Below are 23,225 nucleotides of genomic sequence, written 5' to 3' on the forward strand. Positions count from 1 at the left end.
CATTTCGAACCCGGAAGCTAAGCCTTTCAGCGCCGATGGTACTGCAGGGGGGACCCTGTGGGAGAGTAGGACGCCGCCGAACAATTTTTGTGAAAGCCCCGTGGGAACTTCGGTTCCCGCGGGGCTTTTTCGCGTTCCCGGAAAGGAAACGGGAATTCGCCGGCCGGCGGCCTCCGGTGCTGGGATGCTGAGCCGATGGGGTACCTGATCAGAGCCGTGCGGCCGGACGAGTGGCAGTGGCTCAAGGAGCTGAGACTGGCGGCGCTGGCCGACCCGGTGGCGCGGATGGCGTTCGTCGAGACGTACGAGGCCGCCGTAGGTCAGCCGGACGAATTCTGGCAGCGGAGAGCGGCACGGGGTGAGGAGAGCGGCGCCTCGGTGACGTATGTCGGCGAGGCGGCGGACGGTGGCTGGTGCGGCATGGTGGTCGTCTTTGTGGAGGAGGACGCCGCCGGGGAAACGGAGGGCGGCGGGGTGCCGCAGGCGCATGTGGTGGGGGTTTATGCGCGCCCGGAGCACCGTGGGACGGGGCTGGCGCGGGAGTTGTTGGGGGCGGCGGTCGGATGGGCGTGGAGCCGGGCGGAGCCGGCGGTGGGGCGCGTACGGCTGTGGGTGCATGAGGACAACGGGCGGGCCGCGGCGTTCTACCGTTCGCTCGGGTTCGAGGAGACGGGGCGGGTGATGACCGATCCGAAGAACGCGGCGGCCATCGAGCGGGAGATGGCGTTGGCGCGGGCGTGACCTGGGGGTGGTCAGGCGGGGAGGGGCTGGTGGGGCCAGCGGGCGCGGGCCTGTTCCGGGGAGCGCATCGTCGCGAGCGTCAACAGGCCGCGGGTGTGGCCCGTTTCGAGGAGATCGGGGAGCGCGGGGAACGGCGCGAGTGCCGCGATGTCGTCGAGGACCAGGGTGAGTGGTGGGTCGAGCCGACCGTCAGATGACCGTTCGGCCATGCGGCGGCCGTGCTCGACCACGTGCGAGAGGAGTGCGGTGAGCAAGGGCATCGCACCCGGATCGGTACGAGGATCCTCGATGGAGTCCCCGACCACATAGAGCGTTCCCCCTTCGTTCACGAATGATTCAAGAACGAGCGAATCCGCGCGCAGGGGATTGCAGGCGTCGCGGATATGGATCGAGGAGAGGGCGGCCAGGGCGCGGCCGACCAACTCCTTGGCCAGCTCGCGGCGTTCGGCGTGCGCGGTGAGGACGGATTCCAGTTCGCCGGCCTGGCCGGCGGACGCCTTGGGGTGGGTGCGCAGGACGCGTACGGGTTCCTGGGCGGCGCCGGTGGCGTGCGCCCAGCGGTGGAGTTGCCGGAACGGCCGGCCGTCCACCGCTGCGGCGTGCAGCCAGCAGCGCAGCAGCGTCTGGGCGGCGTCCGCGACGGCCGTGTCGAGCGTGCCGGCCGGGCGTACGGGGGCCAGGAGGGCGGCGGCGCGGGCGGTGGCGGTGGCGAGGTCGGCGCAGCCGGAGGCCGGGGACCAGCGGAGGCGGGCGGGGGTGTCGAGGCGGTGTGCGGGGTCGTACGTCAGCAGCGGGCCGAGCTTGGCGCGGGCGTCCTTGGTCTCGGACCAGAGGGCGGGGTCGGTGGTGGCGACGATGAGGGGGCCCTCGGCGGCGGCGACGGTGGCGGCGGCCGCGGTGCGGGTGGCGGCGCGGTCGGTGCCGTAGCGCAGGCGGGGGAGGGCGGCTTCGGTGAGGGCACGGGCCGAGGCGGGGGCCGCGAGCGGGGGTGTGGCGCGTTGCTCGGGGAGCGGGCCGTCGGCCGGGTCGTGCGGGGGGTGGTGGATGTCGGGGGTGGCCGAGGCGGGGGGTGTGACGCCGTCCGGAGCGGGGGTTGTGGGGAGGGGGTGGGTGGCTTGCGGGGGTTGCGGTTGGGGCTGCGGGGGCGGCTCTGGGGCAGTGCCGGCGTGGCCGGTGCTGTTGGTGAGCGGGGTGGGGTTCGGTGTGTGGGCCGGGGTGGCGGTTTCGGTGGGGGCTGCCGCGTCCAGGGTGGCTTCCCGGGCGTCGCGGGTCGCTTTACGGCGGGCGGCCCGGACGGCTCGGTAGCGGGTGATCGTGCCCAGCGTGAAGATCGTCAGAACGAGCAGCACCATCAGTTCGCCGATGAGGATGCCCCAGAACAGGCCGTAGCCCGGGAGTTGGCCTTTGGGGGTGCCGGGCCAGGCGGCGGCGAGGTCGTGCGGTGCGGAGACGAGGTGGCGCAGGGCCATGGGCGTGCCGGGGTAGGTGACGCCGTCGGGCCAGGCTCCGTGTGAGAACAGTCCGGCGAGGCCGGTCGCCGTCCACACCAGCAGGGTGAGGCCGAGGAGGAAGGCGAGCAGCCCGATGAGCAGGGAGTCGGGGACTCCGCGCTCGCGGCCGCCGTGGGTATCCCGGCCGTACCGTCCGTTGTCCCGTCCCTGCTCGTATCCGCGTGTCACGCCACCGTCTCGCTTGATTCGTCCCGCAACTGCCGTGCCATCGCCAGTGCTTCGGCGCGTTCCTCCGCCTCGGCGTCGGCCGCCCGTTCGATGGCGAGTGCCTCGTCCGTCAGCATCGAGGAGGCTTCCGTCATCGCGCGGTCGGTGTAGACCAGCGGGCGTTCGGCCTCGGTGATGAGGTGTTTGACGACCTGGACGTTGCCGTTGACGTCCCAGACGGCGATGCCGGGGGTGAGGGTGGGGATGATTTCGACGGCCCAGCGGGGCAGGCCGAGGACCCGGCCGGTGGCGCGGGCTTCGTCGGCTTTCTGGGCGTAGATGGTGCGTGTCGAGGCCATTTTGAGGATGGCGGCTGCTTCCCGTGCGGCGGCGCCGTCGACCACGTCGCTGAGGTGGTGGACGACGGCGACGAAGGACAGGCCCAGGCGGCGGCCGAACTTCAGCAGGCGCTGGAAGAGCTGGGCGACGAAGGGGGAGTTGATGATGTGCCAGGCCTCTTCGACCAGGAAGATGCGTTTCTTGCGGTCGGGGCGGATCCAGGTGTGTTCCAGCCAGACGCCCACGATGGCCATCAGGATGGGCATCGCGATGGAGTTGCGGTCGATGTGGGAGAGGTCGAAGACGATCAGCGGGGCGTCGAGGTCGATGCCGACGCTGGTCGGGCCGTCGAACATGCCGCGCAGGTCACCGTCGACGAGCCGGTCGAGGACCAGCGCGACGTCCAGGCCCCAGGCGCGGACGTCGTCTATGTCGACGTTCATGGCCTCCGCGGACTCCGCCTCCGGGTGGCGCAACTGCTCGACGATGTCGGTCAGGACGGGCTGGCGGTTGGTGATCGTGTCGTTGACGTAGGCGTGGGCGACCTTGAGGGCGAAGCCGGAGCGTTCGTCCAGGCCGTGCCCCATGGCGACCTCGATGATCGTGCGGAGCAGGGCGAGCTGGCCGGTGGTGGTGATCGACGGGTCGAGGGGGTTGAGGCGGATGCCGCCGTTGAGGGCGGCGGTGGGGTCCAGGCGGATGGGGGTTATTCCCAGCTCCTGGGCGATGAGGTTCCATTCGCCGACGCCGTCCTCGCCCTGTGCGTCGAGGACGACGACCTGCCGGTCGCGGAAGCGCAGTTGGCGCAGGACGTAGGTCTTCTCCAGGGCGGACTTGCCGTTGCCGGACTCGCCGAGGACCAGCCAGTGGGGGGCGGGGAGTTGCTGGCCGTAGAGCTGGAAGGGGTCGTAGATGTAGCCCTTGCCGCTGTAGACCTCGCGGCCGATGATCACGCCGGAGTCGCCGAGGCCGGGTGCGGCGGTGGGCAGGTAGACGGCCTGGGCCTGGCCGGTGGAGGTGCGTACGGGCAGCCGGGTCGTCTCCACCTTCCCGAACAGGAAGCTGGTGAACGCCTCGGTGAGCGCTGCGAGCGGATCGAGCATGGCCATGACGTACGCGCCTCCCAGCGGCTTTAGCGGCGGATCCCGGTCGCGAAAGGAAGGGTGTTGACGAACGCCCGGTGGTGCTCGCGGTCGCACCACTCCAGTTTGAGGTAGGACTTGCCGGCCGAGGCGCGGATGGTCCGCTTGTCGCGGGCGAGCGCTTCGGGCGAGCGGGAGGAGACGGTGATGTAGCCGACGAGGTTGACGCCGGCGGCGCCGGACGCCAGGTCCTCGCCGCGTTGGTCGATGCGGCCGTGGTGGGCGACATCGCGCGGGTCGACCACGCGGTTCATCTTGGCGGCGCGGCTGGCTTCCGCGTCGTCGTTGGTCTTCTCCGTCAGCATCCGTTCGATGGCGACCTCGGTGGGCTCCAGGTCCATGCAGACCGCGACGGTGCGGATCACGTCCGGGGTGTGCACCAGGAGCGGCGCGAGGAAGTTGACGCCGACCGGGGTCAGCGGCCATTCCTTGATCCAGGCGGTGGAGTGGCACCAGGGGGCGCGGGTCGTCGATTCGCGGGTCTTGGCCTGGAGGTACGTCGGCTCCATGGCGTCCAGTTCGGCGGGCCAGGCGTTGCGCTTGCTCATGGCCTGGATGTGGTCGATGGGGTGGTCCGGGTCGTACATGGAGTGCACGAGGGAGGCGAGGCGGGCCTGGCCGAGGGGCTGGCGGACGCGGATGTCGGCCTCGGCGAGGCGGGCGCAGATGTCGGTGAGTTCGCGGGCCATGACGACGGCCAGGCCGGCGTCGCGGTCCAGTTTCTGGCGCAGGAGGCCGCCGCCGCGGTGGGTGCGGGCGGCGCGGGCCATGGTGTGGGCCTCGGCGGCCAGTTCGCGGGTGTAGTGCATGCACGCGACGAGGTAGGCGCGGTGCTGTTCGGAGGAGGTGGAGACCATCGACTGGAGCTGCTCGTAGGACTCCTGGAGCCAGCGGGGGGAGGAGTGATCGCCGCGCTGGGCGACGTCCTTGGCGTGGGCGTCGGGGTCGGCGGGCAGCGTACGCGCCAGGATCTGCAGGCGGGTCACGAAGCCGTCGCCGTTGGCCACGTGCTTGAGGAGCGTCCCGAAGCGGTCTACGAGGGCCTCTTGGTCCTCGCTGTCGCGCAGGCCCACGCCGGGGCCCTCGATCTCGATGGCGGCGGTGACGGTCCGGCGGTCGGCGTGCAGGAGCACGGCGATCTCGTCGGGGCCGAAGGGGGCGGCCAGCCAGTTGATCCGGCCGATGCCGGGCGGCGGGCCGATCTCGACCTCGCGGCCGTCGAGCCGGATGCCGGCCTCGGCGGCGCCGGAGCGGTAGGTGGTGCCGCGGCGGACGGTGCGGCGGTAGCTGCGGTTGATCTCGAACCACTTGTAGAACGTCCGGCCCTTGTACGGGACGTAGACGGCTGCGAGGGCCAGCATCGGGAAGCCGGTGAGGGTGACGATCCGCAGGGGGAGCACGGGCACGAGGAGGCCGCAGAGCATGCCGATGAACGCGCCCGCGATGATCATCGCGATCTCGCCGGTCTCGCGGTTCTTGCCGACGATGGCGTTGGGCCGGGCGCGGCCGATCAGATACGTGCGACGGGGGGCGATCGGGTGGGACATGGAATGGGACTGCGTGCTCACCGCCCCTCACCTCCTGCTGTCTTGCCGGTGCGGGTGCTGCCGTGGGGGCCGGGGCCGGGGTTCGTACGGGGTGCCGGGGCGGCGGTGCCCGAGCCGCGGCCGCCGCCGGTGCGGGAGCTGTGCGCGGCGACGCCGCCGGAGACGGCGTCGGCGGGCCGCGACTGGCCGCCCTGTGCGCCCTGGGCCTGGCCGCCGTCGCCGCCGGAGCTGCGGGAGCTGTGGGTCTTGATGCCCTGGGAGACCAGTGCGGCGGGTGAGGAGATCATGGCGGCGGCCTGGCTGCCGTCGGTGGCGCGGCCCTTGTTCGTACGGGCCGAGACCATCTCGTCGCCGAAGCCGGGGACGAAGCGGTAGATGACGGCGCTGGCGAAGATGGCCAGGATGATGATGGCGAGGCCGGAGACGACGGCGGAGAAGGCGTTGGGGCCCTTGTCGTGGGAGAGGGCGCCGGCGACGCCGAGCACGATGACGATCACGGGTTTCACCATGATCACGGCGATCATGATGCCGGCCCAGCGGCGGACGTGGCCCCACATGTTCTTGTCGACCAGGCCGGCGTAGACGACGGTGCCCAGCAGCGCGCCGACGTACAGCAGTGCCGCCCGGATCACCAGCTCCAGCCAGAGCACGCCGGCGGCGAGGACGGACACCAGGGACACCACGATCAGCATGATCGGGCCGCCGCCGATGTCGGTGCCCTTCGTGAGCGCCTGGGAGAACGCTCCGAAGAAGGTGTCGGTCTGGGCGCCGGTGCCCTTGGCGATGATCTCGGTGACGCCGTCGGCCGCCGAGACGACGGTGTAGAGGATCAGGGGGGTGAAGGCGGAGGCGAGGACCGTCAGCCAGAGGAAGCCGACGGCTTCGCTGATCGCCTCGGTGAGCCGCACCCCGCGCACGGCGCGTTTGGCCACGGCGAGCAGCCACAGGACGAGCGTCAGGACGGTCGAGGCGGCGAAGACGACGGCGTACTGGCGCAGGAACGCGGTGTTGGTGAAGTCCACCTGGGAGGTGGACTTCACGGCGGCGGAGAGCTTGTCGACGATCCAGGCGGCGGCTTTGGCGCAGCCTTTGGCCAGGGATTCGAGGGGGTCGAGGGGGTTGTTGTCGAGGAGGCCCTTGGGGGGGGCGGGGGTGCCGCCGGGTTTGTCGCCGGATTGGCAGTAGTCCTTGGCGGGGCCGACGATGAGGTCGCAGTTGTCCTTGGGGGACGGGCTGGGGGTCGGCGCGGCCTGGGCACGGGCGGCCAGCAGGAAGAGTGTGGTGTGGACGGCCGCCAGGGCGGTGGTGATCGTAAGGGCGCGCTTCCGCCGGTTATCGCGCATAGGTGAACCCTCCGTACTGCTCAACCGCGTCGGCGATCTGGTCCGCGCCAGACGTCTTGTTGTCTCCGTTGACGGGGGCCGGGCCGTCCTGCTGCGCGAATCCCTCGACCTTCCAGTCGCCGTTGGCCCATCGCAGTTGGAGGCGCATGGTGAACCAGTCGCTTGTCACCGGGTTGGTCGACTTGACGCCGGCGGTTCCGAAGAGTCCCGTGCACCAGACCTCGACGTTCGCGGTGTCCTGCTCGAGCTTGACGACCTTGGTGCCGACGGGAACGGTCCGCGAGATGTACGTCATGCCCTGGGCGGCGTTGCCTTTGGCGTCGAGGCCGAGTTTCTTGAGGAAACCGGCTGAATACGCGCCGTCGAGCTTGCTCTGCATCTCGTCGACCTTCGTGGGGACGAAGGCTTTCTGGACGATCGCATGGCGTTCAGTGGGCTTGAGGATGTTGGCGGAAACGAGCGCCACCGCGTAGTTCGCCGCCGCCGACTGGGCGCCCTGTTCTGTCTTGGGGAAGCCGGTGGCGATGGTGCCGGTTTTGCCGGTGACGGGCTTGGTGCCGGTGGGGGCGGTGGGTTGGGCGGCGGGGTCCTTGGGGGTGTCGTTCGACGTCGTTTCGCTGTTGCCGCTGCCGCCGCGGTTGGCGAACGCGATGGCCGCGATCAGCAGGACGACGACGCCGACGATCGTGACGAGGTTCCGGCTGGAGAGGCCGGTTCGTGAGCGTCGTCCCGAGGCGTAGAGGTCACCCCCGCCGTCGGGGAGTCTCGTACGTGTCTGGCCCGTGTCGGGACCGTGGTGTTCGACGGTGCCGTAGCCGTCGTCATCGTTGAGACTCATCGCGCCTGTGCCCCCTTCGCCGACATCGCCTTCCCTGCCGTCACTGTGCCGCCCTCATATGACCGTAGCCGCGCGGGCGCCGGCTCGGGCGGAGTGGTACGAGTACATCTCACCGTGACGGGTCCTCAGAGGCTGGATGACGGAGGCGAATGGGGGACTCTGGGCTATTTGTTCCCAGGGTCGGTTCCGCGTCCGCCGTCGCCTTCTTGCCCCCGGCTCCACCTGTCCCCGCGCGGCGGGCGGCCCAACCGGTCCGCTGGTGGCGGGGGTGGCGACGGTCCGGCGAGGTGCCCGTCGCGCCGGGGTGAGCGGTCGTCAGCATGGGGCCTCGGCAGGGAAGGTGGGACCGGTGGGGGTGAGTGGGGGCACGGGGCGGCGGAGTGGAGGCGGGCGGGGGCGCATGGGGGCGGCGCCGGGAAGGGCGGGTTCGGGGCACGGCAGGGGCGGGGCAAGGGGTCGGGTACGCGGCACGGGTGGCCGCGGGGTCAGACCGCCATGCCGTAGACGATGGTGAAGAGCGTGCCCAGGGAGCCGATGATGAAGACGCCGGTCAGGCCGGCCACGATCAGGCCCTTGCCCTGTTCGGCGCTGAAGGTGTCGCGGAGCGCGGTGGCGCCGATGCGCTGCTTGGCCGCGCCCCAGATCGCGATGCCGAGGCAGAGCAGGATCGCCACCGCCATGATCACCTCGACCATCACGCGGGCTTCGGTGCCCAGGCTCCCGAACGGCCCCCAGTCGGGGGCGATTCCGCCGATGATGGTGGTGATATCGCCTTTGTCGGGTGCAGCTAGGAACATGTGTGAACTCACCGCCTTGTGTGGGTAATTGTGTCCCGCGCCGCATGGCGCAGGTCAGCTTCTATCTTCGCCGACGAAGACGCCATGGGATGTCGACTTGGCGGCTTTCTTCGATGGATCCGGTGGGGGTGCCGTGCGCGGGTGCACGCGCGTCGTCCATCGAACCCATTAGTCTCACTGTGTGTATCACGCCGGGTAACGCTGAGCAATGATCATCAGTGGGGGGTGGCCGGGTGGTGGCTACTTCGGGGCGTGGGACATGGCGAAGATCATGAGGAGCGCCACGAGGTGGATGGCGAACAGGAAGTACCCCACGCGCCACCACAGGTGCCGGTTCATCTGCTTCTCGTTGCCGGTATCCATGGGGCGCGTCCTGTCATAGGGGTTCCTTGAAGTGTCCCTCACGGGGGAGGGGAAGGGGGCCGTTGTCGCGGTGGGGTCGGCGATGATGGCCGGGGGATGGCCGGGGGGTGGCCGTATCGGAGGCCCGGGGGCGGCGTGCACGGCCCGGGAGCGGGTGCGCACGGCCGATGGCGGGTACGTCGAAGTCGGGGGCCTGACCGGGCTCTTGGGGCGGCGCAGGTGGCAGTGGCGCCTTCCCCTCGCCTCCCGCTCGCCTTCCCCTCACGTCAGCCGAGGAGTTGGTTCCGGGTGGTGCCGGGGGATGGGCCGGTGGCACTGTTGGTGGTCGGGGACCTTCGGCCGCGCCCGGTGGGGCGCCCCGTGCGCCGGTCGCGCGTCACCGTGTGCGCCGCCGTGCGGCGGCAACTCGCGCGTGGACGGTCGAAAGGGCGGTGAACCGCGCCTGGATAGGGGAGGGTTGGAGGGTGCGGAAATTCTGGGTTGCCGGTGGGCTCGGGGTGGGGCTGGTGCTCTGCCTGCTCGGGCTGCTCGTGATCGGTACGTACACCGCCGCCGCCGGGCTGGCCGGGGTCGGCGGGCGGGCCGTCGGGCTGGCGAAGGGGGCGGTGCCGGCCGCGTACCAGTCGCTGGTGCAGAAGTGGGGGACGCTCTGCCCGGCGATCAACCCGGCGCTGCTGGCGGCGCAGCTCTATCAGGAGAGCGGCTGGAATCCCAAGGCGCAGAGCCCGGCGTCCGCACAGGGGATGGCGCAGTTCATCCCGGGGACGTGGCAGACGCACGGCATAGACGGCAACGGTGACGGCAAGCGGGACGTCTGGGATCCGGAGGACGCGATCCCGTCGGCGGCGTCGTACGACTGCGAGCTGGCCCGGTATGTGAAGGACGCGCCGGGCAACGCCACGCACAACATGCTCGCGGCGTACAACGCGGGGGCGTACCGCGTGATCCAGTACGGCGGGGTGCCGCCGTTCCGTGAGACGCGGAACTACGTGAAGGTCATCACGACGCTGGCGAAGAGCTTCGAGGCGCCGGTGGGGCCGGTGGCGCCCTCCAGGCAGGCCGCCGGGGCGATCTACTACGCGCAGGAGAAGCTCGGTACGCCCTATCTGTGGGGCGGAAACGGGACAGCCGCGCAGAACGGCCGCTTCGACTGTTCCGGGCTGACGAAGGCCGCCTACCACTCGGTGGGTATCGAGCTGCCCCGGGTGGCGAACGATCAGTGGAACGCCGGCCCGCACCCGAAGCGGGCGGAGTTGCTCCCCGGCGACCTGGTGTTTTTCGCGTTCGACCTGAAGGATCCGCGATCGATCCATCACGTGGGCATCTACGTCGGTGGCGGATACATGATCAACGCGCCGTACACCGGGGCCGTGATCCGGTTCGACAAGATCGATACGCCGGATTACATCGGGGCCACACGGGTGACGTCCGATGGCGCAAAAGCGCTCCCCGGCGCGAACCCTGCGTGAACATAGGGCCCTGAACTGCGGCGATGAGTCAAGCTTCGATAACGTCCTGGTGATCATCCGGTGGAGGGTGGAACGTCGGGGGCGTTCATCGCGTTTCCTTGGCGTGGGGACGTAGGCAGAGCTCGACGCAGCAAACGCTCGACGACCACGGGGGTTGGCAGCACACGTAGGCGCTCGCGCGCGCGAAAGGTAAGGGGTCGCGGCAGATGGCTGGACTCGCACTGGAGGGGCCGAATCCGGATGTCGACGTGCTCGACGGCATCAACGGCCTCGCGAAAGACGCGCCGCAGTGGGTCAACCGCGCGATGGAGTACATCGGCGAGTACGGCATCATCGCCGCGCTCGCGGTGCTGTGCCTGATCGCCTGGTGGTCCGCGCGCCGCCGGCCGGACGCGCCCGCCGCCGTCGCCGGTCCCGTCTGGGCGCCGCTGGCCGCCGGGATCGCGCTGCTGGCGAACATCCCGATCCGGGCGTTCGTGGAGCGGCCGCGGCCGTTCAAGGACCACGCCGGGCTGGAAGTGCTGATCCCCGGCAAGAGCGACTTCTCGTTCGTCAGCGATCACGCGACGCTGACCATGGCCGTGGGCGTCGGCCTGTTCGTCGCCCACCGCAGGTACGGCCTGATCGGTATCGCGCTGGCGCTGCTCGAAGGCTTCTGCCGGGTGTACATGGGCGTGCACTACCCGACCGATGTGGTGGGCGGCTTCGCGCTGGGCACCGCCGTCGCCCTGCTGCTGGCGCCGCTCGCGCAGGCGCTGCTGGTGCCGCTGGTGACGGCGATCGGCCGGTCGCCGGCCGGGTGGCTGGTGCGGGCGCCGGGCGCCGGACAGGGGTCCGGGGCGGACGGCCGGGCGGAGCGGGACGCGGAGGACGAGCGGCTCCTGGCCGCGGGGTCGGCGGTGCCGCCGCGGCCGGACGAGCGCGACAAGGATCTCGCGGCCTGACGGATCGGCACCCTTGCGGGTCCGACGGCCGGTTGACCTGGCGGATGTGTACGGCCCGGTCCCCACGCGGGGGCCGGGCCGTACGTATGCGGACCGTCAGGGGGCCCTACGTGCCGTCAGAGGGCCTGCGAGAAGGTGCTGAACAGCCGCTGCGGGTCGTAGGTCCGCTTGACCGTGGCCAGACGGGCGGCGGCCGGTCCGTAGTAGGCGGACTTCCAGTCGGTCAGGCCCGGGTCGGTGTAGTTCTGGTAGGCGGCGCCGGAGGAGTGGCGGCGCATCGCGCCGTGGAAGGCGTCCAGCCACGCGGTGCGGGGGCCGGCCGACCCGCCGGCGGGCCAGGAGGCCAAGTACTGGGCGAGGAAGCGCGATCCGCGGTGGACGAACGCGGTGTCGGTGCGGCCCACCCGGTTGATCGCGCCGCCCAGTGCCGTCAGCGCGACGTTGCCGTTGACGCCCTTGTGGCCGGCGCTTTCGATCTGGTCCATCAGGGTGCGGATGCCGGTCGCGGACAGCGAGCGGTCGAAGAAGTGCGAGCGGGCGACGTAGGTCTCGCGGCCCAACTGGCCGGCGGCGTTCTGCCCCGGCAGCGAACCCGGGGTGTGGCACTGGGCGGTGGACTTCGACGAGCAGCCCGCGTACGCCTCCATCGCGTCCAGGTAGCCGATCCGCTTCAGGTGCACGGTGGCCGCCGGGCCGGGGCCGCCGGACTGGTCGGCGAGCTTGTCGACGGCGTTCTGGAGCTCGCGGTAGCCGCCGAGGGAGAAGACGGCGACCGAGACGGAGGGGGTGCCGCCGGGGCGGGCGTCGAGGTGGCAGGCGGACCATATCTCGTCGGCCTGGGCCGGGCCCCATTTCTGCCAGGACGCCAGGACCTTCGCGGCCTTGGCCCACGGCCAGGTGAGGTACGCCCGGACCGCGCCGGGGGCGGGGTGCGTACGGAAGCGGAGTTCGGTGACCACGCCGAAGTTGCCGTTGCCGGCGCCGCGCAGCGCCCAGAACAGGTCGGAGTGGTGGGAGGAGTCGCAGTCGACGGTTTTGCCGTCGGCCGTGACGAGGGTCGCGCCGACGAGGCTGTCGCAGGTCAGGCCGTAGGCGCGGGAGACCACGCCGTGTCCGCCGCCGAGGGTGAGGCCGGATATGCCGACGGTGGGGCAGGAACCGCCGGGGACGGTGACGCCGTGCCGGGCCAGGCCCTGGTAGACGTCGATGAGCTTGGCGCCCGCGCCGATGCGGGTGACGCCGCCGGAGGGTGCGGAGACCTTGGCGAGGGCGGAGACGTCGATGACGAGCTTGCCGTTGCCGCTGGAGAAGCCCGCGTAGGAGTGGCCGCCGCTGCGGATGGCGACCGGTGCGTCGTAACGGCGGGCGAAGGCGAGGCATTCGGCTATGTCGGCGGGGTGCTTGACGTAGGCGATGGCCGAGGGCTTCAGCGTGTCGTAGCGGGTGTTGTACAGGCGGCGGGCCCGCGCGTACGCGGCGTCGGAGGCCCGTATCAGACTGCCGTCCAGGCTTTTGCCCAGCGCGGTCCAGGAGGCGTTGGTCGCGGGGGCCCGCAGCGCCTTGGGGGAGGCGGCGGCGTTGGTCTGCACGCCGCCGGTGCCGGCTCCCGCCGTGGCGGCGGAGGAGGTCGCGCGGGCCCGGGCGGCGTGGGTGTCGCAGCCGGTGGCCCAGGCGAGCGAGGTCGCCGCGAGGCCACCGCCGGCCTGGAGGAGTGTGCGCCGGTTCACTGGGATGAGTCCCCCTCGAAGTCGTACGGCCCCGCCCCGGTCGGCCGTGGGCGGGCCGGTGGTCGCGGGGCGGTGCCGGGAGCGGGCTACCGGGCGGGTGCGGCGCCGCGGGAGGGCGGCCTGCCGTGGTGTCCGGTATCGCTCCGCGTTGTCCCGGGCCGTACGGATGGTCCGGTACCGCCCGGGCGTTGCCTGTCTGACTAGCCAGATGCGGTACGGGGGTCGGGGGTTCCCCGGACGGACGGTGTCATTCCGCGCGGTGTGCGGGGCCGGGCCCGTCGCCGCCTTCGGTGCCGGCCAGATGGCGTGCGGCGTCGGTACGCGCCTGGGAGCGGGCGCGGCGGGCAGGTCCCGTCCAGCCGCAGGCGCAGCGGGCCGTGCAGAAGGAGCCGCGTTCGGTGGTGGAGGTGTGGTGCGCGGGAGTCGCGGGAGCGTCGTCGGGGGCGGCCGGGCGGGGGGTCGGGCCCGTGGTCCGGGGGGCGTGGGGGCCGGTGGCGGGACCTGGCGGCGGCTCTTGGGGGGCTCGGTCGGGCACCCGGCCACGCTACGCGCTACCGGGTGGGGTTGCGTGACGGGCCCCCGTAACGGTCGTTGAACGGATCGGTTGGCGTTAGGCGTCCGACGAGTCGTTGGCGAAATGTCCGACCGCCCGGAACGGACCGGCCGGCACAGGCCGTCTCCAACACAGCGGCCGAGGGGGCTCGTACGCGATGGTGGTGCAGGACAGGCGAGGTGGCGTGGTCGCCGTGGCCGTGGCGTGCGGGACGGGTCTGGCGGCCGGGGTGCTGGCGACGGGTTGTTCCCCCGACGGTGCGGCGGCCGACGACCAGGCGCCGCCCGGCCGGGCGGGCGCGACGGCCGGGGACCTGCGCGACAGCGCGGATGTGCTGGTCGGCGCGGGGACGGCCCGGGTCCGTTCGGCGATGGAGACGGTCAGCGGCGGCACCCGGGTCGCGATCCGGGGGGCCGGCGGGTATGACTTCCGTCGCGGCGGCGGGCAGTTGCGGGTCGTGCTGCCCGATCCGGCGGGCGGGCCCGGCGGCGGGCATCAGCCGATCACCGAGATCCTGGCGCCCGGCGCCCTGTTCATGAAGAACCGCGGGGCGGGGGTGCCGGCTGACAAGTGGGTGCGGGTGGACACCGCTTCGCTGGCCGACGGCAATCTCGTCACCGGTGGTGCGACGGATCCGCTGGCCGCCGCGGAACTGCTGCGCGGGGCGCGCGATGTGACGTATCAGGGGGAGGAGCGGCTGGACGGGGTGGCGGTGCGGCACTACAGCGGGACGACGGACATCGGGGCGGCGGCCGCGGCGGCGTCGGCGCGGAGCAGGCCGGCGCTGGTCGCCGCGGAGAAAGGGTTCACCACCGACGCGGTGCCGTTCGACGCCTATCTGGACGACGCGGGCCGGCTGCGCAAGGTCCGCCAGCGGTTCCGGTTCGCCAACGGCGCGCCGCAGGGCGCCTCGGTGACCTCCACGACCGAGCTGTACGCGTTCGGGGCGAAGGTGGAGACGCGGCTGCCGCAGGAGGACGACATCTTCACCGGGAAGATCGCTTCCGCGGCGCCCTGAGGGTGCCCCCGGTGCCTTCCCGGCGCCTTCCGGATGGGCGGAAATGGCCCATCCGTGCCATGCGCGCGGCGTGCGGCCGTCCCTACTGTGGGCGGTAGCCACCGTCAGGCGTGGAAGGCGCTCGAAGGAGGAGGTGTCGCACGTGGCCCGGGACCGCCATCCAACGGTTCAGGATCACGCAGCCCTCGTCGAGATCGAGCTGATCGGTGAATTGATGATCGCGGCGGCGGCCGCCGCGGGGGACCGGCTCAGCCCGGACCGTATCGACGAGGTGCTGGAAGTGGAGGGCGACGGCGCGGAGCGGGCGCGGCCGTGGCCGGACACGGCCCGGCCGGACAGACCCTAGGCCGCCGGTCGCACGGCGGGGCGGGCCCCGGAGGTTGCGTGGCGGGTCAGGTGCGCAGCATCCGTTCGATGGCCTTGGTGGCCTCCTGGACCTTGGCGTCGATGGCCTCGGGGCCCTTGAGGGCGGCGTCGGCGACGCAGTGGCGCAGGTGTTCCTCCAGGAGCTGGAGGCCGAAGGACTGCAGGCCCTTCGTGCTCGCCGAGACCTGGGTGAGTATGTCGATGCAGTAGACGTCTTCTTCAAGCATGCGCTGGAGGCCGCGGATCTGGCCTTCGATGCGTCGCAGTCGCTTGAGGTGAGCGTCCCGCTGCTTGGCGTAGCCGTGGGCGCCGTCCCCGTGGGAGGGCGGTGCGGCGTCGGTCACGGCATTCGGGTCGCTTCGGGGGGTGTTTGGCGGCTGCCGGGTGGGGCGGGCCGTGGCGGTTTCGGCCCCGCCGTCGGTGTCGGCGTCCGTGGTCGTCATGGCCGTCTCCCGTGGTATTCCGTCGATTCTCATACCCCTGGTGGGTATATGGTACCGAACTTAGCGGGCACCTGCGGTACCCCGTGCAGAGCATGCTGCCCGATGGGCGACACTGAGGGAATGCCGGTTAGCTGTGGCTGGATGATGCGCCTAGCATCAACTCGACCGAATCCGATGCACCCCGAGGATTTCACGTGCGCTTTCGTCTGACCCCCAGGGAGACGAGCTTCTACGACATGTTCGCCGCCTCCGCGGACAACATCGTCACGGGCTCCAAGCTCCTGATGGAACTGCTCGGGGCGGACGCCTCCGCGCGGGCAGAGATCGCCGAGAGGATGCGGGCGGCGGAGCACGCGGGTGATGACGCGACCCACGCGATCTTCCACCAGCTCAACTCCTCCTTCATCACGCCGTTCGACCGCGAGGACATCTACAACCTCGCCTCGTCGCTCGACGACATCATGGACTTCATGGAAGAGGCCGTCGACCTGGTCGTCCTCTACAAGGTCGAGGAGCTGCCCAAGGGCGTCGACCAGCAGATCGAGGTGCTGGCGCGGGCGGCGGAGCTGACCGCCGAGGCCATGCCCAACCTGCGGACGATGTCCCACCTCACCGAGTACTGGATCGAGGTCAACCGCCTGGAGAACCAGGCCGACCAGATCCACCGCAAGCTGCTCGCGCACCTGTTCAACGGCAAGTACGACGCCATCGAGGTGCTCAAGCTCAAGCAGATCGTGGACATCCTGGAGGAGGCGGCGGACGCCTTCGAGCATGTCGCCAACACGGTCGAGACCATTGCGGTAAAGGAGTCCTGAGCCCCGGCCATGGACACCTTCGCGCTCGTCGTGACCATCGCGGTCGCGCTCGGTTTCACGTACACCAACGGCTTCCACGACTCCGCGAACGCCATCGCGACCTCCGTCTCCACCCGGGCGCTGACCCCGCGGGCGGCGCTGGCGATGGCCGCGGTGATGAACCTCGCCGGTGCCTTCCTGGGCAGCGGGGTCGCCAAGACGGTCAGCAAGGGACTGATCTCCACACCTGAGGGCAACAAGGGGATGGGCATCCTCTTCGCCGCCCTGCTCGGCGCGGTGGTCTGGAACCTCGTCACCTGGTACTTCGGGCTGCCGTCCTCCTCCTCGCACGCCCTGTTCGGCGGCATGGTCGGCGCGGCGCTCGCGGGCGGCATCGAGGTGATCTGGACCGGGGTGATCGAGAAGGTCGTCCTGCCGATGTTCATCTCCCCCGTGATCGGCCTCGGCCTCGGCTATCTGGTGATGGTCGTGATCCTGTGGATGTTCCGGAAGTCCAACCCGCACAAGGCCAAGCGCGGCTTCCGTATCGCGCAGACGGTCTCGGCGGCGGGCATGGCGCTCGGCCACGGCCTCCAGGACGCCCAGAAGACCATGGGTGTCGTGGTGATGGCCCTGGTCATCGCCGATGTCGAGGACGCCAACGACTCCATCCCGATCTGGGTCAAGCTGGCCTGTGCGATCACCCTCTCGCTCGGCACGTACGCGGGCGGCTGGCGCATCATGCGCACGCTGGGCCGGCGGATCATCGAGCTGGACCCGCCGCAGGGCTTCGCCGCGGAGACCACGGCCGCCTCGGTGATGTACACCGCGTCGTTCATGTTCCACGCGCCGATCTCCACCACCCATGTCATCACCTCCGCGATCATGGGCGTGGGCTCGACCAAGGGCTCGCGCGCGGTGCGCTGGGGCGTCGCCAAGAACATCGTGATGGGCTGGTTCATCACGATGCCGGCGGCGGCGCTGGTCGCGGCCGTGGCCTTCTGGATCATCCAGCTCGCGTTCTCGTAGCGGACGTCCCCGGGGCCTCGCGGCGACGGGGAACGGCACCACGGCACCACGGGACAAAGGAATGGGCCCGCCCCTCCGGGAAGGATGGGGCGGGCCCTTCGCCATGCGGTGGCACCGCCATGCAGCACCGCAGGACGCGGGGGGCGGCCCGGCGGGCGCCGGGGCCGTGGCCGGGCTCAGCCGAAGCGGCCGGAGATGTAGTCCTCGGTGGCCTGGACCGAGGGGTTGGAGAAGATCCGCTCGGTGTCGTCGATCTCGACGAGCTTGCCGGGCTGGCCGACGGCCGCCAGGTTGAAGAACGCGGTGCGGTCCGACACGCGGGCGGCCTGCTGCATGTTGTGCGTCACGATGACGATCGTGAAGCGCTCCTTCAGCTCCCCGATCAGGTCCTCGATGGCGAGGGTGGAGATCGGGTCGAGCGCCGAGCAGGGCTCGTCCATCAGCAGGACCTGCGGCTCGACCGCGATGGCGCGGGCGATGCACAGCCGCTGCTGCTGGCCGCCGGACAGGCCCGAGCCGGGCTTGTTCAGCCGGTCCTTGACCTCGTTCCAGAGGTTGGCGCCTTTGAGGGACTTCTCGACGACGTCCTTGAGGTCGCTCTTCTTGTACGAGCCGTTCAGCCGCAGCCCCGCCGCCACGTTGTCGAAGATCGACATCGTGGGGAACGGGTTGGGGCGCTGGAAGACCATGCCGACGGTGCGCCGGACGGCGACCGGGTCGACCCCGGAGCCGTAGAGGTCCTCGGAGTCCAGCAGCACCTTGCCCTCGACGCGGCCCCCGGGGGTGACCTCGTGCATGCGGTTCAGGGTGCGCAGGAAGGTGGACTTGCCGCAGCCGGAGGGGCCGATGAAGGCCGTCACCGAGCGCGGCTCGACGGTCATGGAGATGTCGTCGATGGCCTTGTGGCCGCCGTAGTACGCGGAGAGGCCGCTGACGTCGATTCGCTTGGCCATGGGGATCACTGCTTCTTTCATACGGGCGTGGGGCTCGGCGGCCGGCCACGCGGCGGAGCCGCGCATCAGCGCTGCGGGGCCTTCCAGCGGGCGATGCCGCGGGCCACCAGATTGAGGATCATGACGAAGGCGATCAGGACGAGGGCCGCGGCCCACGCACGGTCGTAGGAGGCGTCGGACCCCTGCTGCCATTGCTGGAACACATACAGCGGAAGCGACTGCTGGGCGCCTTCGAAGGGGTTGTTGTTGATCGTCTTTGCGCCCCACACCAGGAGGAGCACCGGGGCGGTCTCGCCGGTGATGCGGGCGATGGCCAGCACGACGCCGGTGGTGATGCCGCCGAGCGAGGTGGGCAGGACGACCTTGAGGATGGTGCGCCACTTGGGCACGCCGAGCGCCAGGGACGCCTCGCGCAGCTCGTTGGGGACGAGCTTGAGCATCTCCTCGGTGGAGCGGACGACGACCGGCATCATCAAGATCGCCAGGGCCATGGCGCCGGCGAAGCCGGAGGGGCCGAAGCCGAGGATCAGGATCCAGACGGACAGGATGAACAGGCCGGCCACGATCGAGGGGATGCCGGTCATCACGTCGACGAAGAAGGTGACGACCTTGGCGAGCTTGCCGCGCCCGTATTCGACCAGGTAGATGGCGGTGAGCAGGCCGATCGGCGCGGCGATCAGGGTGGCCAGGCCGACCTGTTCGAGGGTGCCGACGATCGCGTGGTAGATGCCGCCGCCGGGCATCGCGTCCGGCAGGGTGCCCATCGAGTGGGACAGGAAGAAGCCGTCCAGGACCTTGGTGCCGCGCGCGACGGTCTCCCACAGCAGGGAGGCGAGCGGGACGACGGCGAGGAGGAAGGCGATCCAGACCAGGCTGGTGGCCAGGCGGTCCTTGGCCTGCCGGCCGCCCTCGACGACGGCGGCCAGCGCGTAGCTGCCGAAGACGAAGACCAGGGCGGCGATCAGGCCCCACTGGATCTGACTGTCCAGGCCGGCGGCCAGACCGGTGCCGATGCCCACGGCCGCCGCGACGAGCGCGAGGACGGGCGGGGTCCAGCGAGGTAGGCGGGGGTGCTTGAGGGAGACGTGCAGGGGCGTGCCGCCGGGGTCCGCGACCGTTCGGCGTTCGGTCATGACGTCGCTCATGCCGCCACCTCGCTTCGCGAGGCACCGCATGCGCGAAGCGCGCACCTCTTGTTGATTCGTTCGCTGCGCTCACTCATGCTGCGGCTCCCGAGTACTCCTTGCGGCGGGCGATGATCAGCCGGGCCGCGCCGTTGACGAGCAGCGTGATCACGAAGAGGACGAGGCCGGAGGCGATCAGGGCGTCCTGGCCGAACTCGTCGGCCTCGCTGAACTTGCTGGCGATGTTCTGGGCGAACGTGCCGCCGCCCGGGTCCAGCAGGCTGCTGCCGATCAGGAAGCTGGGGGAGAGGACCGTGGCGACGGCCATGGTCTCGCCAAGCGCGCGGCCCAGGCCCAGCATCGAGGCGCTGATGACGCCGGAGCGGCCGAAGGGGAGCACCGACATCCGGATGACTTCCCAGCGGGTGGCGCCGAGCGCGAGCGCGGCCTCCTCGTGCATCCTCGGGACCTGGAGGAAGACCTCGCGGCTGACGCTGGTCACGATCGGCAGGATCATGATCGCGAGCAGGATGCCGACGGTGAACAGGGAGCGGGCGGCGCCGTCGCCGTAGGCGAAGACGCCGGTCCAGCCGAGGTAGTCGTCCAGCCAGCCGTAGAGGCCGCCCAGGTGGGGGACGAGGAAGAGGGCGCCCCACAGGCCGTAGATGATGCTGGGGACCGCGGCGAGCAGGTCGATGACGTAGCCGAGCGGTGAGGCCAGCTTGCGCGGGGCGTAGTGCGAGATGAACAGGGCGATGCCGACCGCGACCGGGACCGCGATGACCATGGCGATCACCGAGCTGACGACGGTGCCGAAGGCCAGGACGGCGATGCCGAACCGCGGCTCGGCGCCCGTGGCGTTCCACTCCAGGGTGGTGAAGAAGTTGGCCTTGTCGCCGGATATGGCGAGCACCGAGCGGTAGGTGAGGAAGGCCGCGATGGCGGCCATGATCACCAGCAGGGTGATGCCGGAACCACGGGAGAACCCGAGGAAGATCCGGTCACCGGGGCGGACCGCCTTGCCGGAGACGGCGGAGCGCTCGTCGGCCGGCGGTGGTGGCGTGTCGGGTATCAAGGATGTCGAAGTCATGGTTTCTCCGGTCTGCGGAGCCGGCGGGGGCTCCTGGCGCGGCGGTGCACCGGACGGGCGGCGGCCCCGGGGCCGTACGGCGGGCCGGGTGCGGGCCCGGGGACGTACGGCGGGTGGGGCCGCCGCCCGGTGGGTCAGGAGAGCGTGGCGACGGTCTTGCGGACCTTGTCGGCGATCTCGGTGGGCAGCGGGGCGTAGCCCAGTTCCTTGAGGGCGTCCTGGCCGTCCTTGCTGGAGACGTAGGTCAGGAAGGACTTGGTGGCGGGCAGCGTCTCGGTCTTGTTGCCCTTGTCGCAGGCGACCTCGTAGGTCACCAGGGTGATCGGGTAGGCGCCTTCGGCCTTGGAGGTGTAGTTGAGCTGGAGGGCGAGGTCGTCGCCCTTGCCGATCTGCTTGGCCTCGGCGATCGCCTTGGAGGCGTTGTCGACGGTGGCCTCGACCGGCGCCTTGGCCCCGGTGTTCAGCTTGACGGTCGGGATCTTGCCGGCCGTGGCGTAGGACAGCTCGAAGTAGGAGATGGCGCCGCTGGTCTGCTTGACCTGCGAGGAGACACCGGCCGAGCCGGAGGCCGCCTGGCCGCCCTTGCCTTCCCAGGTCTTGGCCGGCGCGTGCTTCCAGGCGGCCGGGGCGGCGCCCTTGAGGTACTTGGTGAAGTTGTCGGTGGTGCCGGAGTCGTCGGAGCGGTGGAACGCCTGGATCTTGAGGTCCGGGAGCTTGGCGCCCGGGTTCAGCTTCTTGATCGCGGCGTCGTTCCAGTTGGTGATCTGCGCGTCGAAGATCTTCGCGAGGGTCGGGGCGTCCAGCACGAGGTCGTCCACGCCGGGCACGTTGTAGCCGACCGCGATGGGGCCGCCGACCATCGGCAGGTTGATGGCCTGGCCGCCCTTGCAGATCTTCTTCGACTTCTGGACCTCTTCGGGCTTGAGGGCGGAGTCGGAGCCGGCGAACGCGGTCTGGCCCTGGAGGAACGTGGTGATGCCGGCGCCCGAGCCCGTGGGCTGGTAGTTGATCTCGGTGTCCGCGCAGGCGCCGGAGTAGTTCTGCACCCATACGTCCATGGCGTTCTTCTGCGCGGACGAGCCGGAGGCGAGCAGCTTGCCCTTGCCCTCGCACTTGACGTCGGCGGGCTTGGCGGACTTGCCGCCGCCGGCGCTGGTGTCGTCGGAGCCGCACGCCGTCAGGGCCAGGGCACCGGAGACGGCGAGAGCGCCAACGGCGAGGGCGCGAACCCGGTTCTTGCGCTGAAGCTTCACTGTCGAGAGTTCCTTCCTGGGGCGCGCCGCTTCTTCGGCGTGCGGGGGAGACGATCGGTGGGACCGCCGCGGGCCGCGGGGACTGCCGCGGTTCGCGGTGTCAGCTAGCCGTGCCGCGTCCGGTTGGGGGGGCGTGACGCGCACTCGGTACGGCTGAAATTAGGCAGATGAGGTGACGTGGCCGAAGGAGGGGAGTGAACGGAAGGTGAACCTCGGCCATCAGGTGGGTGCGGGATCTTGGGCGGGTGGCGACCGGGCGTAACTCGGGGGTCAGGGGCCCGTCGCCCTGTTGAATTACCGGCCGGTATGGCAGCATCCGCGCCTGAGGCGTAGACGCGAATCGGTGCGGACCGACCGGAGGTGGCTGGTGGGGAGCCAGGGGGCACGGCAGGACGTACGAGGCATGCGCGACGTACGAGGCGTACGCGGGGTGTGGGGCTTCCAGGGGCGACGGGAGCACTGGGGCGCGTGGGGCGGCCGGGTGGTGGCGTGCACGGCCGTCGTGCTGTGCGCGACCGGTCTGCTCGGTGGCACGGCGGCGGCCGCCGCCGCGGATCCGGGACCGGCCGGCGCGGCGGACGCCGCGGACCGGACGCCGGGGAGCGGCAAGCGCCTGGAGGAGGTCCGCAAGGAGATCGACGCGCTCTACCGCGAGGCCGAGCGGGCGACCGACGCCTACAACGGGGCCAAGGAACAGGTCGAGGTCCAGCAGAAGGAAATCGTCCGGCTGGCCCGGAGCATCGACGCGGCCCAGCGGAAGCGGGCCGCTCTCAAGCGGCAGGCGGGGGTGCTGGCCAGCGCGCAGTACCGCGCCGGCGGGGTCCCGCCCGAGGCCCGGCTGATGCTCGGCGCCGACCCCGAGGGATTCCTCGACAACGCCACCCTCGTCCGCAAGGCCCAGCAGGCCGCCAAGAGCGTGATCGGCCAACTGTCGCGGCAGGAAAACGACTTGGAGCACTACTCGGCGGCGGCCACCGACCGCTGGGAGCGGCTGGAGGCGAACCGCGAGAAGAAGGAAAAGGCGCGGCGGGACGTCGAGAAGAAGATCGAGGCGGCCAAGAAGCTGGAATCCCGGCTGGCCGCCGACGAAAAGGACCGGCTGAAAAAACTGGAGGACGAGCAGGCGTTCCGGGAGCAGCAGAAATGGCTGGATTCCGGTGTCCTGAAAGAGATCGACAACAAAGCCTCGGCCACCGGCAAGAAGGCGATCGCGTATGCCACGTCACAGATCGGCAAGGACTATGTGTGGGGCGCGGAAGGGCCGGACACCTTCGATTGTTCCGGGCTGACCCTGCGTGCCTGGCAGGCCGCCGGCCGGACGATTCCGCGGACCTCGCAGGAGCAGTGGCGGCGGCTGCCCCGGGTCGCCCTCAAGGACATGCGTCCCGGCGACCTGATCATCTACTTCTCGGACGCCAGTCATGTCGGGATGTACCTCGGCGACGGCGCGCTCGTGCACGCCCCCCGGCCTGGTCGGCAGATCACGGTCACGGGCGCCGGATCGATGCCGATCCTGGGTGTCGTGCGGCCCGATAAATGACCGGTTAGCTCGTTATCTGAGGGTTGCCGGACGTCGCCGAATGCGGTCATGCGGGGTGATGTTCGTCATTCCGCTTTCCTCCCTTCCCGCGCGTTACCGCAGATGGGATGCGGCATATGACGATGGCGGATTGCCATCGGCCATTCCAAAGCGC

At 70.7% G+C, this 23,225-nt stretch carries 22 protein-coding genes and 1 rRNA gene; 9 read left to right on the forward strand and 14 right to left on the reverse strand.

Going from position 1 to position 23,225, the window contains the following annotated elements:
* Both rrf and ACZ45Z_RS16300 read left to right on the forward strand, forming a co-directional pair.
* A 5S ribosomal RNA gene (rrf, locus tag ACZ45Z_RS16295) occupies positions 1-82 on the forward strand; the annotation flags it as partial.
* 113 nt (positions 83-195) lie between these two features.
* A complete protein-coding gene (locus ACZ45Z_RS16300; RefSeq protein ID WP_468362396.1) occupies positions 196-741 on the forward strand; it encodes a GNAT family N-acetyltransferase in 546 nt (181 codons plus the stop codon).
* Positions 742-752: 11 nt separating this feature from the next.
* On the opposite strand, the gene ACZ45Z_RS16305 is transcribed toward ACZ45Z_RS16300, so the two are convergent.
* The 7 genes from ACZ45Z_RS16305 to ACZ45Z_RS16335 form a co-directional block, all read right to left on the reverse strand.
* Positions 753-2,420, reverse strand: coding sequence for a type IV secretory system conjugative DNA transfer family protein (locus ACZ45Z_RS16305; protein WP_468362398.1), 1,668 nt, complete (start codon positions 2,418-2,420; stop codon positions 753-755).
* On the reverse strand, positions 2,417-3,841 hold the full coding sequence (locus ACZ45Z_RS16310) for an ATP-binding protein (protein ID WP_468362935.1): 1,425 nt from the start codon (positions 3,839-3,841) through the stop codon (positions 2,417-2,419). Before ACZ45Z_RS16310 ends, ACZ45Z_RS16305 begins: the two co-directional genes overlap by 4 nt.
* Positions 3,842-3,870: 29 nt before the next feature.
* On the reverse strand, positions 3,871-5,427 hold the full coding sequence (locus tag ACZ45Z_RS16315) for an SCO6880 family protein (protein ID WP_468362937.1): 1,557 nt from the start codon (positions 5,425-5,427) through the stop codon (positions 3,871-3,873).
* A 17-nt stretch (positions 5,428-5,444) separates the two neighbouring features.
* On the reverse strand, positions 5,445-6,770 hold the full coding sequence (locus ACZ45Z_RS16320; RefSeq protein ID WP_468362400.1) for a hypothetical protein: 1,326 nt from the start codon (positions 6,768-6,770) through the stop codon (positions 5,445-5,447).
* The gene (locus tag ACZ45Z_RS16325) at positions 6,760-7,608 is read right to left on the reverse strand and encodes a DUF8175 domain-containg protein (protein ID WP_468362402.1); all 849 of its coding nucleotides are present in this window, start codon (positions 7,606-7,608) and stop codon (positions 6,760-6,762) included. Before ACZ45Z_RS16325 ends, ACZ45Z_RS16320 begins: the two co-directional genes overlap by 11 nt.
* 485 nt (positions 7,609-8,093) lie before the next feature.
* Positions 8,094-8,405, reverse strand: a complete 312-nt coding sequence (locus tag ACZ45Z_RS16330) for a hypothetical protein (protein ID WP_468362404.1) — start codon at positions 8,403-8,405, stop codon at positions 8,094-8,096.
* A gap of 240 nt (positions 8,406-8,645) precedes the next feature.
* The gene (locus ACZ45Z_RS16335; RefSeq protein WP_468362405.1) at positions 8,646-8,768 is read right to left on the reverse strand and encodes a hypothetical protein; all 123 of its coding nucleotides are present in this window, start codon (positions 8,766-8,768) and stop codon (positions 8,646-8,648) included.
* Positions 8,769-9,232: 464 nt separating this feature from the next.
* On the opposite strand from ACZ45Z_RS16335, the gene ACZ45Z_RS16340 reads away from it, so the two are divergent.
* On the forward strand, positions 9,233-10,237 hold the full coding sequence (locus ACZ45Z_RS16340; protein ID WP_468362939.1) for a C40 family peptidase: 1,005 nt from the start codon (positions 9,233-9,235) through the stop codon (positions 10,235-10,237).
* Positions 10,238-10,443: 206 nt separating this feature from the next.
* The gene (locus tag ACZ45Z_RS16345; protein WP_468362407.1) at positions 10,444-11,181 is read left to right on the forward strand and encodes a phosphatase PAP2 family protein; all 738 of its coding nucleotides are present in this window, start codon (positions 10,444-10,446) and stop codon (positions 11,179-11,181) included.
* 116 nt (positions 11,182-11,297) lie between these two features.
* On the opposite strand, the gene ACZ45Z_RS16350 is transcribed toward ACZ45Z_RS16345, so the two are convergent.
* Positions 11,298-12,908, reverse strand: coding sequence for an FAD-binding oxidoreductase (locus ACZ45Z_RS16350; protein WP_468362409.1), 1,611 nt, complete (start codon positions 12,906-12,908; stop codon positions 11,298-11,300).
* A 247-nt stretch (positions 12,909-13,155) separates the two neighbouring features.
* On the reverse strand, positions 13,156-13,443 hold the full coding sequence (locus ACZ45Z_RS16355) for a hypothetical protein (protein ID WP_468362411.1): 288 nt from the start codon (positions 13,441-13,443) through the stop codon (positions 13,156-13,158).
* 175 nt (positions 13,444-13,618) lie between these two features.
* Here ACZ45Z_RS16355 and ACZ45Z_RS16360 point away from each other — a divergent pair, with 175 nt between their 5' ends.
* A complete protein-coding gene (locus tag ACZ45Z_RS16360; RefSeq protein WP_468362413.1) occupies positions 13,619-14,479 on the forward strand; it encodes an SCO4651 family lipoprotein in 861 nt (286 codons plus the stop codon).
* Positions 14,480-14,612: 133 nt separating this feature from the next.
* Positions 14,613-14,825, forward strand: coding sequence for a hypothetical protein (locus tag ACZ45Z_RS16365; protein ID WP_468362415.1), 213 nt, complete (start codon positions 14,613-14,615; stop codon positions 14,823-14,825).
* 46 nt (positions 14,826-14,871) lie between these two features.
* On the opposite strand, the gene ACZ45Z_RS16370 is transcribed toward ACZ45Z_RS16365, so the two are convergent.
* Entirely contained in the window at positions 14,872-15,288 is a 417-nt protein-coding gene (locus tag ACZ45Z_RS16370; RefSeq protein ID WP_468362417.1) for a metal-sensitive transcriptional regulator, read from the reverse strand.
* A gap of 194 nt (positions 15,289-15,482) precedes the next feature.
* On the opposite strand from ACZ45Z_RS16370, the gene ACZ45Z_RS16375 reads away from it, so the two are divergent.
* Together ACZ45Z_RS16375 and ACZ45Z_RS16380 are read left to right on the forward strand one after the other, a co-directional pair.
* Positions 15,483-16,103, forward strand: a complete 621-nt coding sequence (locus tag ACZ45Z_RS16375; RefSeq protein ID WP_329396769.1) for a DUF47 domain-containing protein — start codon at positions 15,483-15,485, stop codon at positions 16,101-16,103.
* A gap of 9 nt (positions 16,104-16,112) precedes the next feature.
* A complete protein-coding gene (locus ACZ45Z_RS16380; RefSeq protein ID WP_468362419.1) occupies positions 16,113-17,111 on the forward strand; it encodes an inorganic phosphate transporter in 999 nt (332 codons plus the stop codon).
* Between the two features lie 176 nt (positions 17,112-17,287).
* Here ACZ45Z_RS16380 and pstB read toward each other — a convergent pair whose 3' ends face one another.
* The 4 genes from pstB to pstS all read right to left on the reverse strand — a co-directional run bounded on the left by pstB (position 17,288) and on the right by pstS (position 21,531).
* On the reverse strand, positions 17,288-18,064 hold the full coding sequence (gene pstB, locus ACZ45Z_RS16385) for a phosphate ABC transporter ATP-binding protein PstB (RefSeq protein ID WP_468362421.1): 777 nt from the start codon (positions 18,062-18,064) through the stop codon (positions 17,288-17,290).
* A gap of 65 nt (positions 18,065-18,129) precedes the next feature.
* On the reverse strand, positions 18,130-19,209 hold the full coding sequence (pstA, locus tag ACZ45Z_RS16390) for a phosphate ABC transporter permease PstA (RefSeq protein WP_468362423.1): 1,080 nt from the start codon (positions 19,207-19,209) through the stop codon (positions 18,130-18,132).
* Between the two features lie 73 nt (positions 19,210-19,282).
* Positions 19,283-20,278 (reverse strand): phosphate ABC transporter permease subunit PstC, encoded by a 996-nt coding sequence (gene pstC / locus ACZ45Z_RS16395; RefSeq protein ID WP_468362425.1) that lies wholly within the window; start codon positions 20,276-20,278, stop codon positions 19,283-19,285.
* Between the two features lie 134 nt (positions 20,279-20,412).
* Positions 20,413-21,531 (reverse strand): phosphate ABC transporter substrate-binding protein PstS, encoded by a 1,119-nt coding sequence (gene pstS, locus ACZ45Z_RS16400; RefSeq protein ID WP_468362427.1) that lies wholly within the window; start codon positions 21,529-21,531, stop codon positions 20,413-20,415.
* 403 nt (positions 21,532-21,934) lie between these two features.
* On the opposite strand from pstS, the gene ACZ45Z_RS16405 reads away from it, so the two are divergent.
* Positions 21,935-23,071, forward strand: coding sequence for a C40 family peptidase (locus tag ACZ45Z_RS16405; protein ID WP_468362429.1), 1,137 nt, complete (start codon positions 21,935-21,937; stop codon positions 23,069-23,071).
* The last annotated feature ends 154 nt before the right edge of the window (positions 23,072-23,225 follow it).

The organism is Streptomyces sp. NPDC031210, from assembly GCF_055570395.1.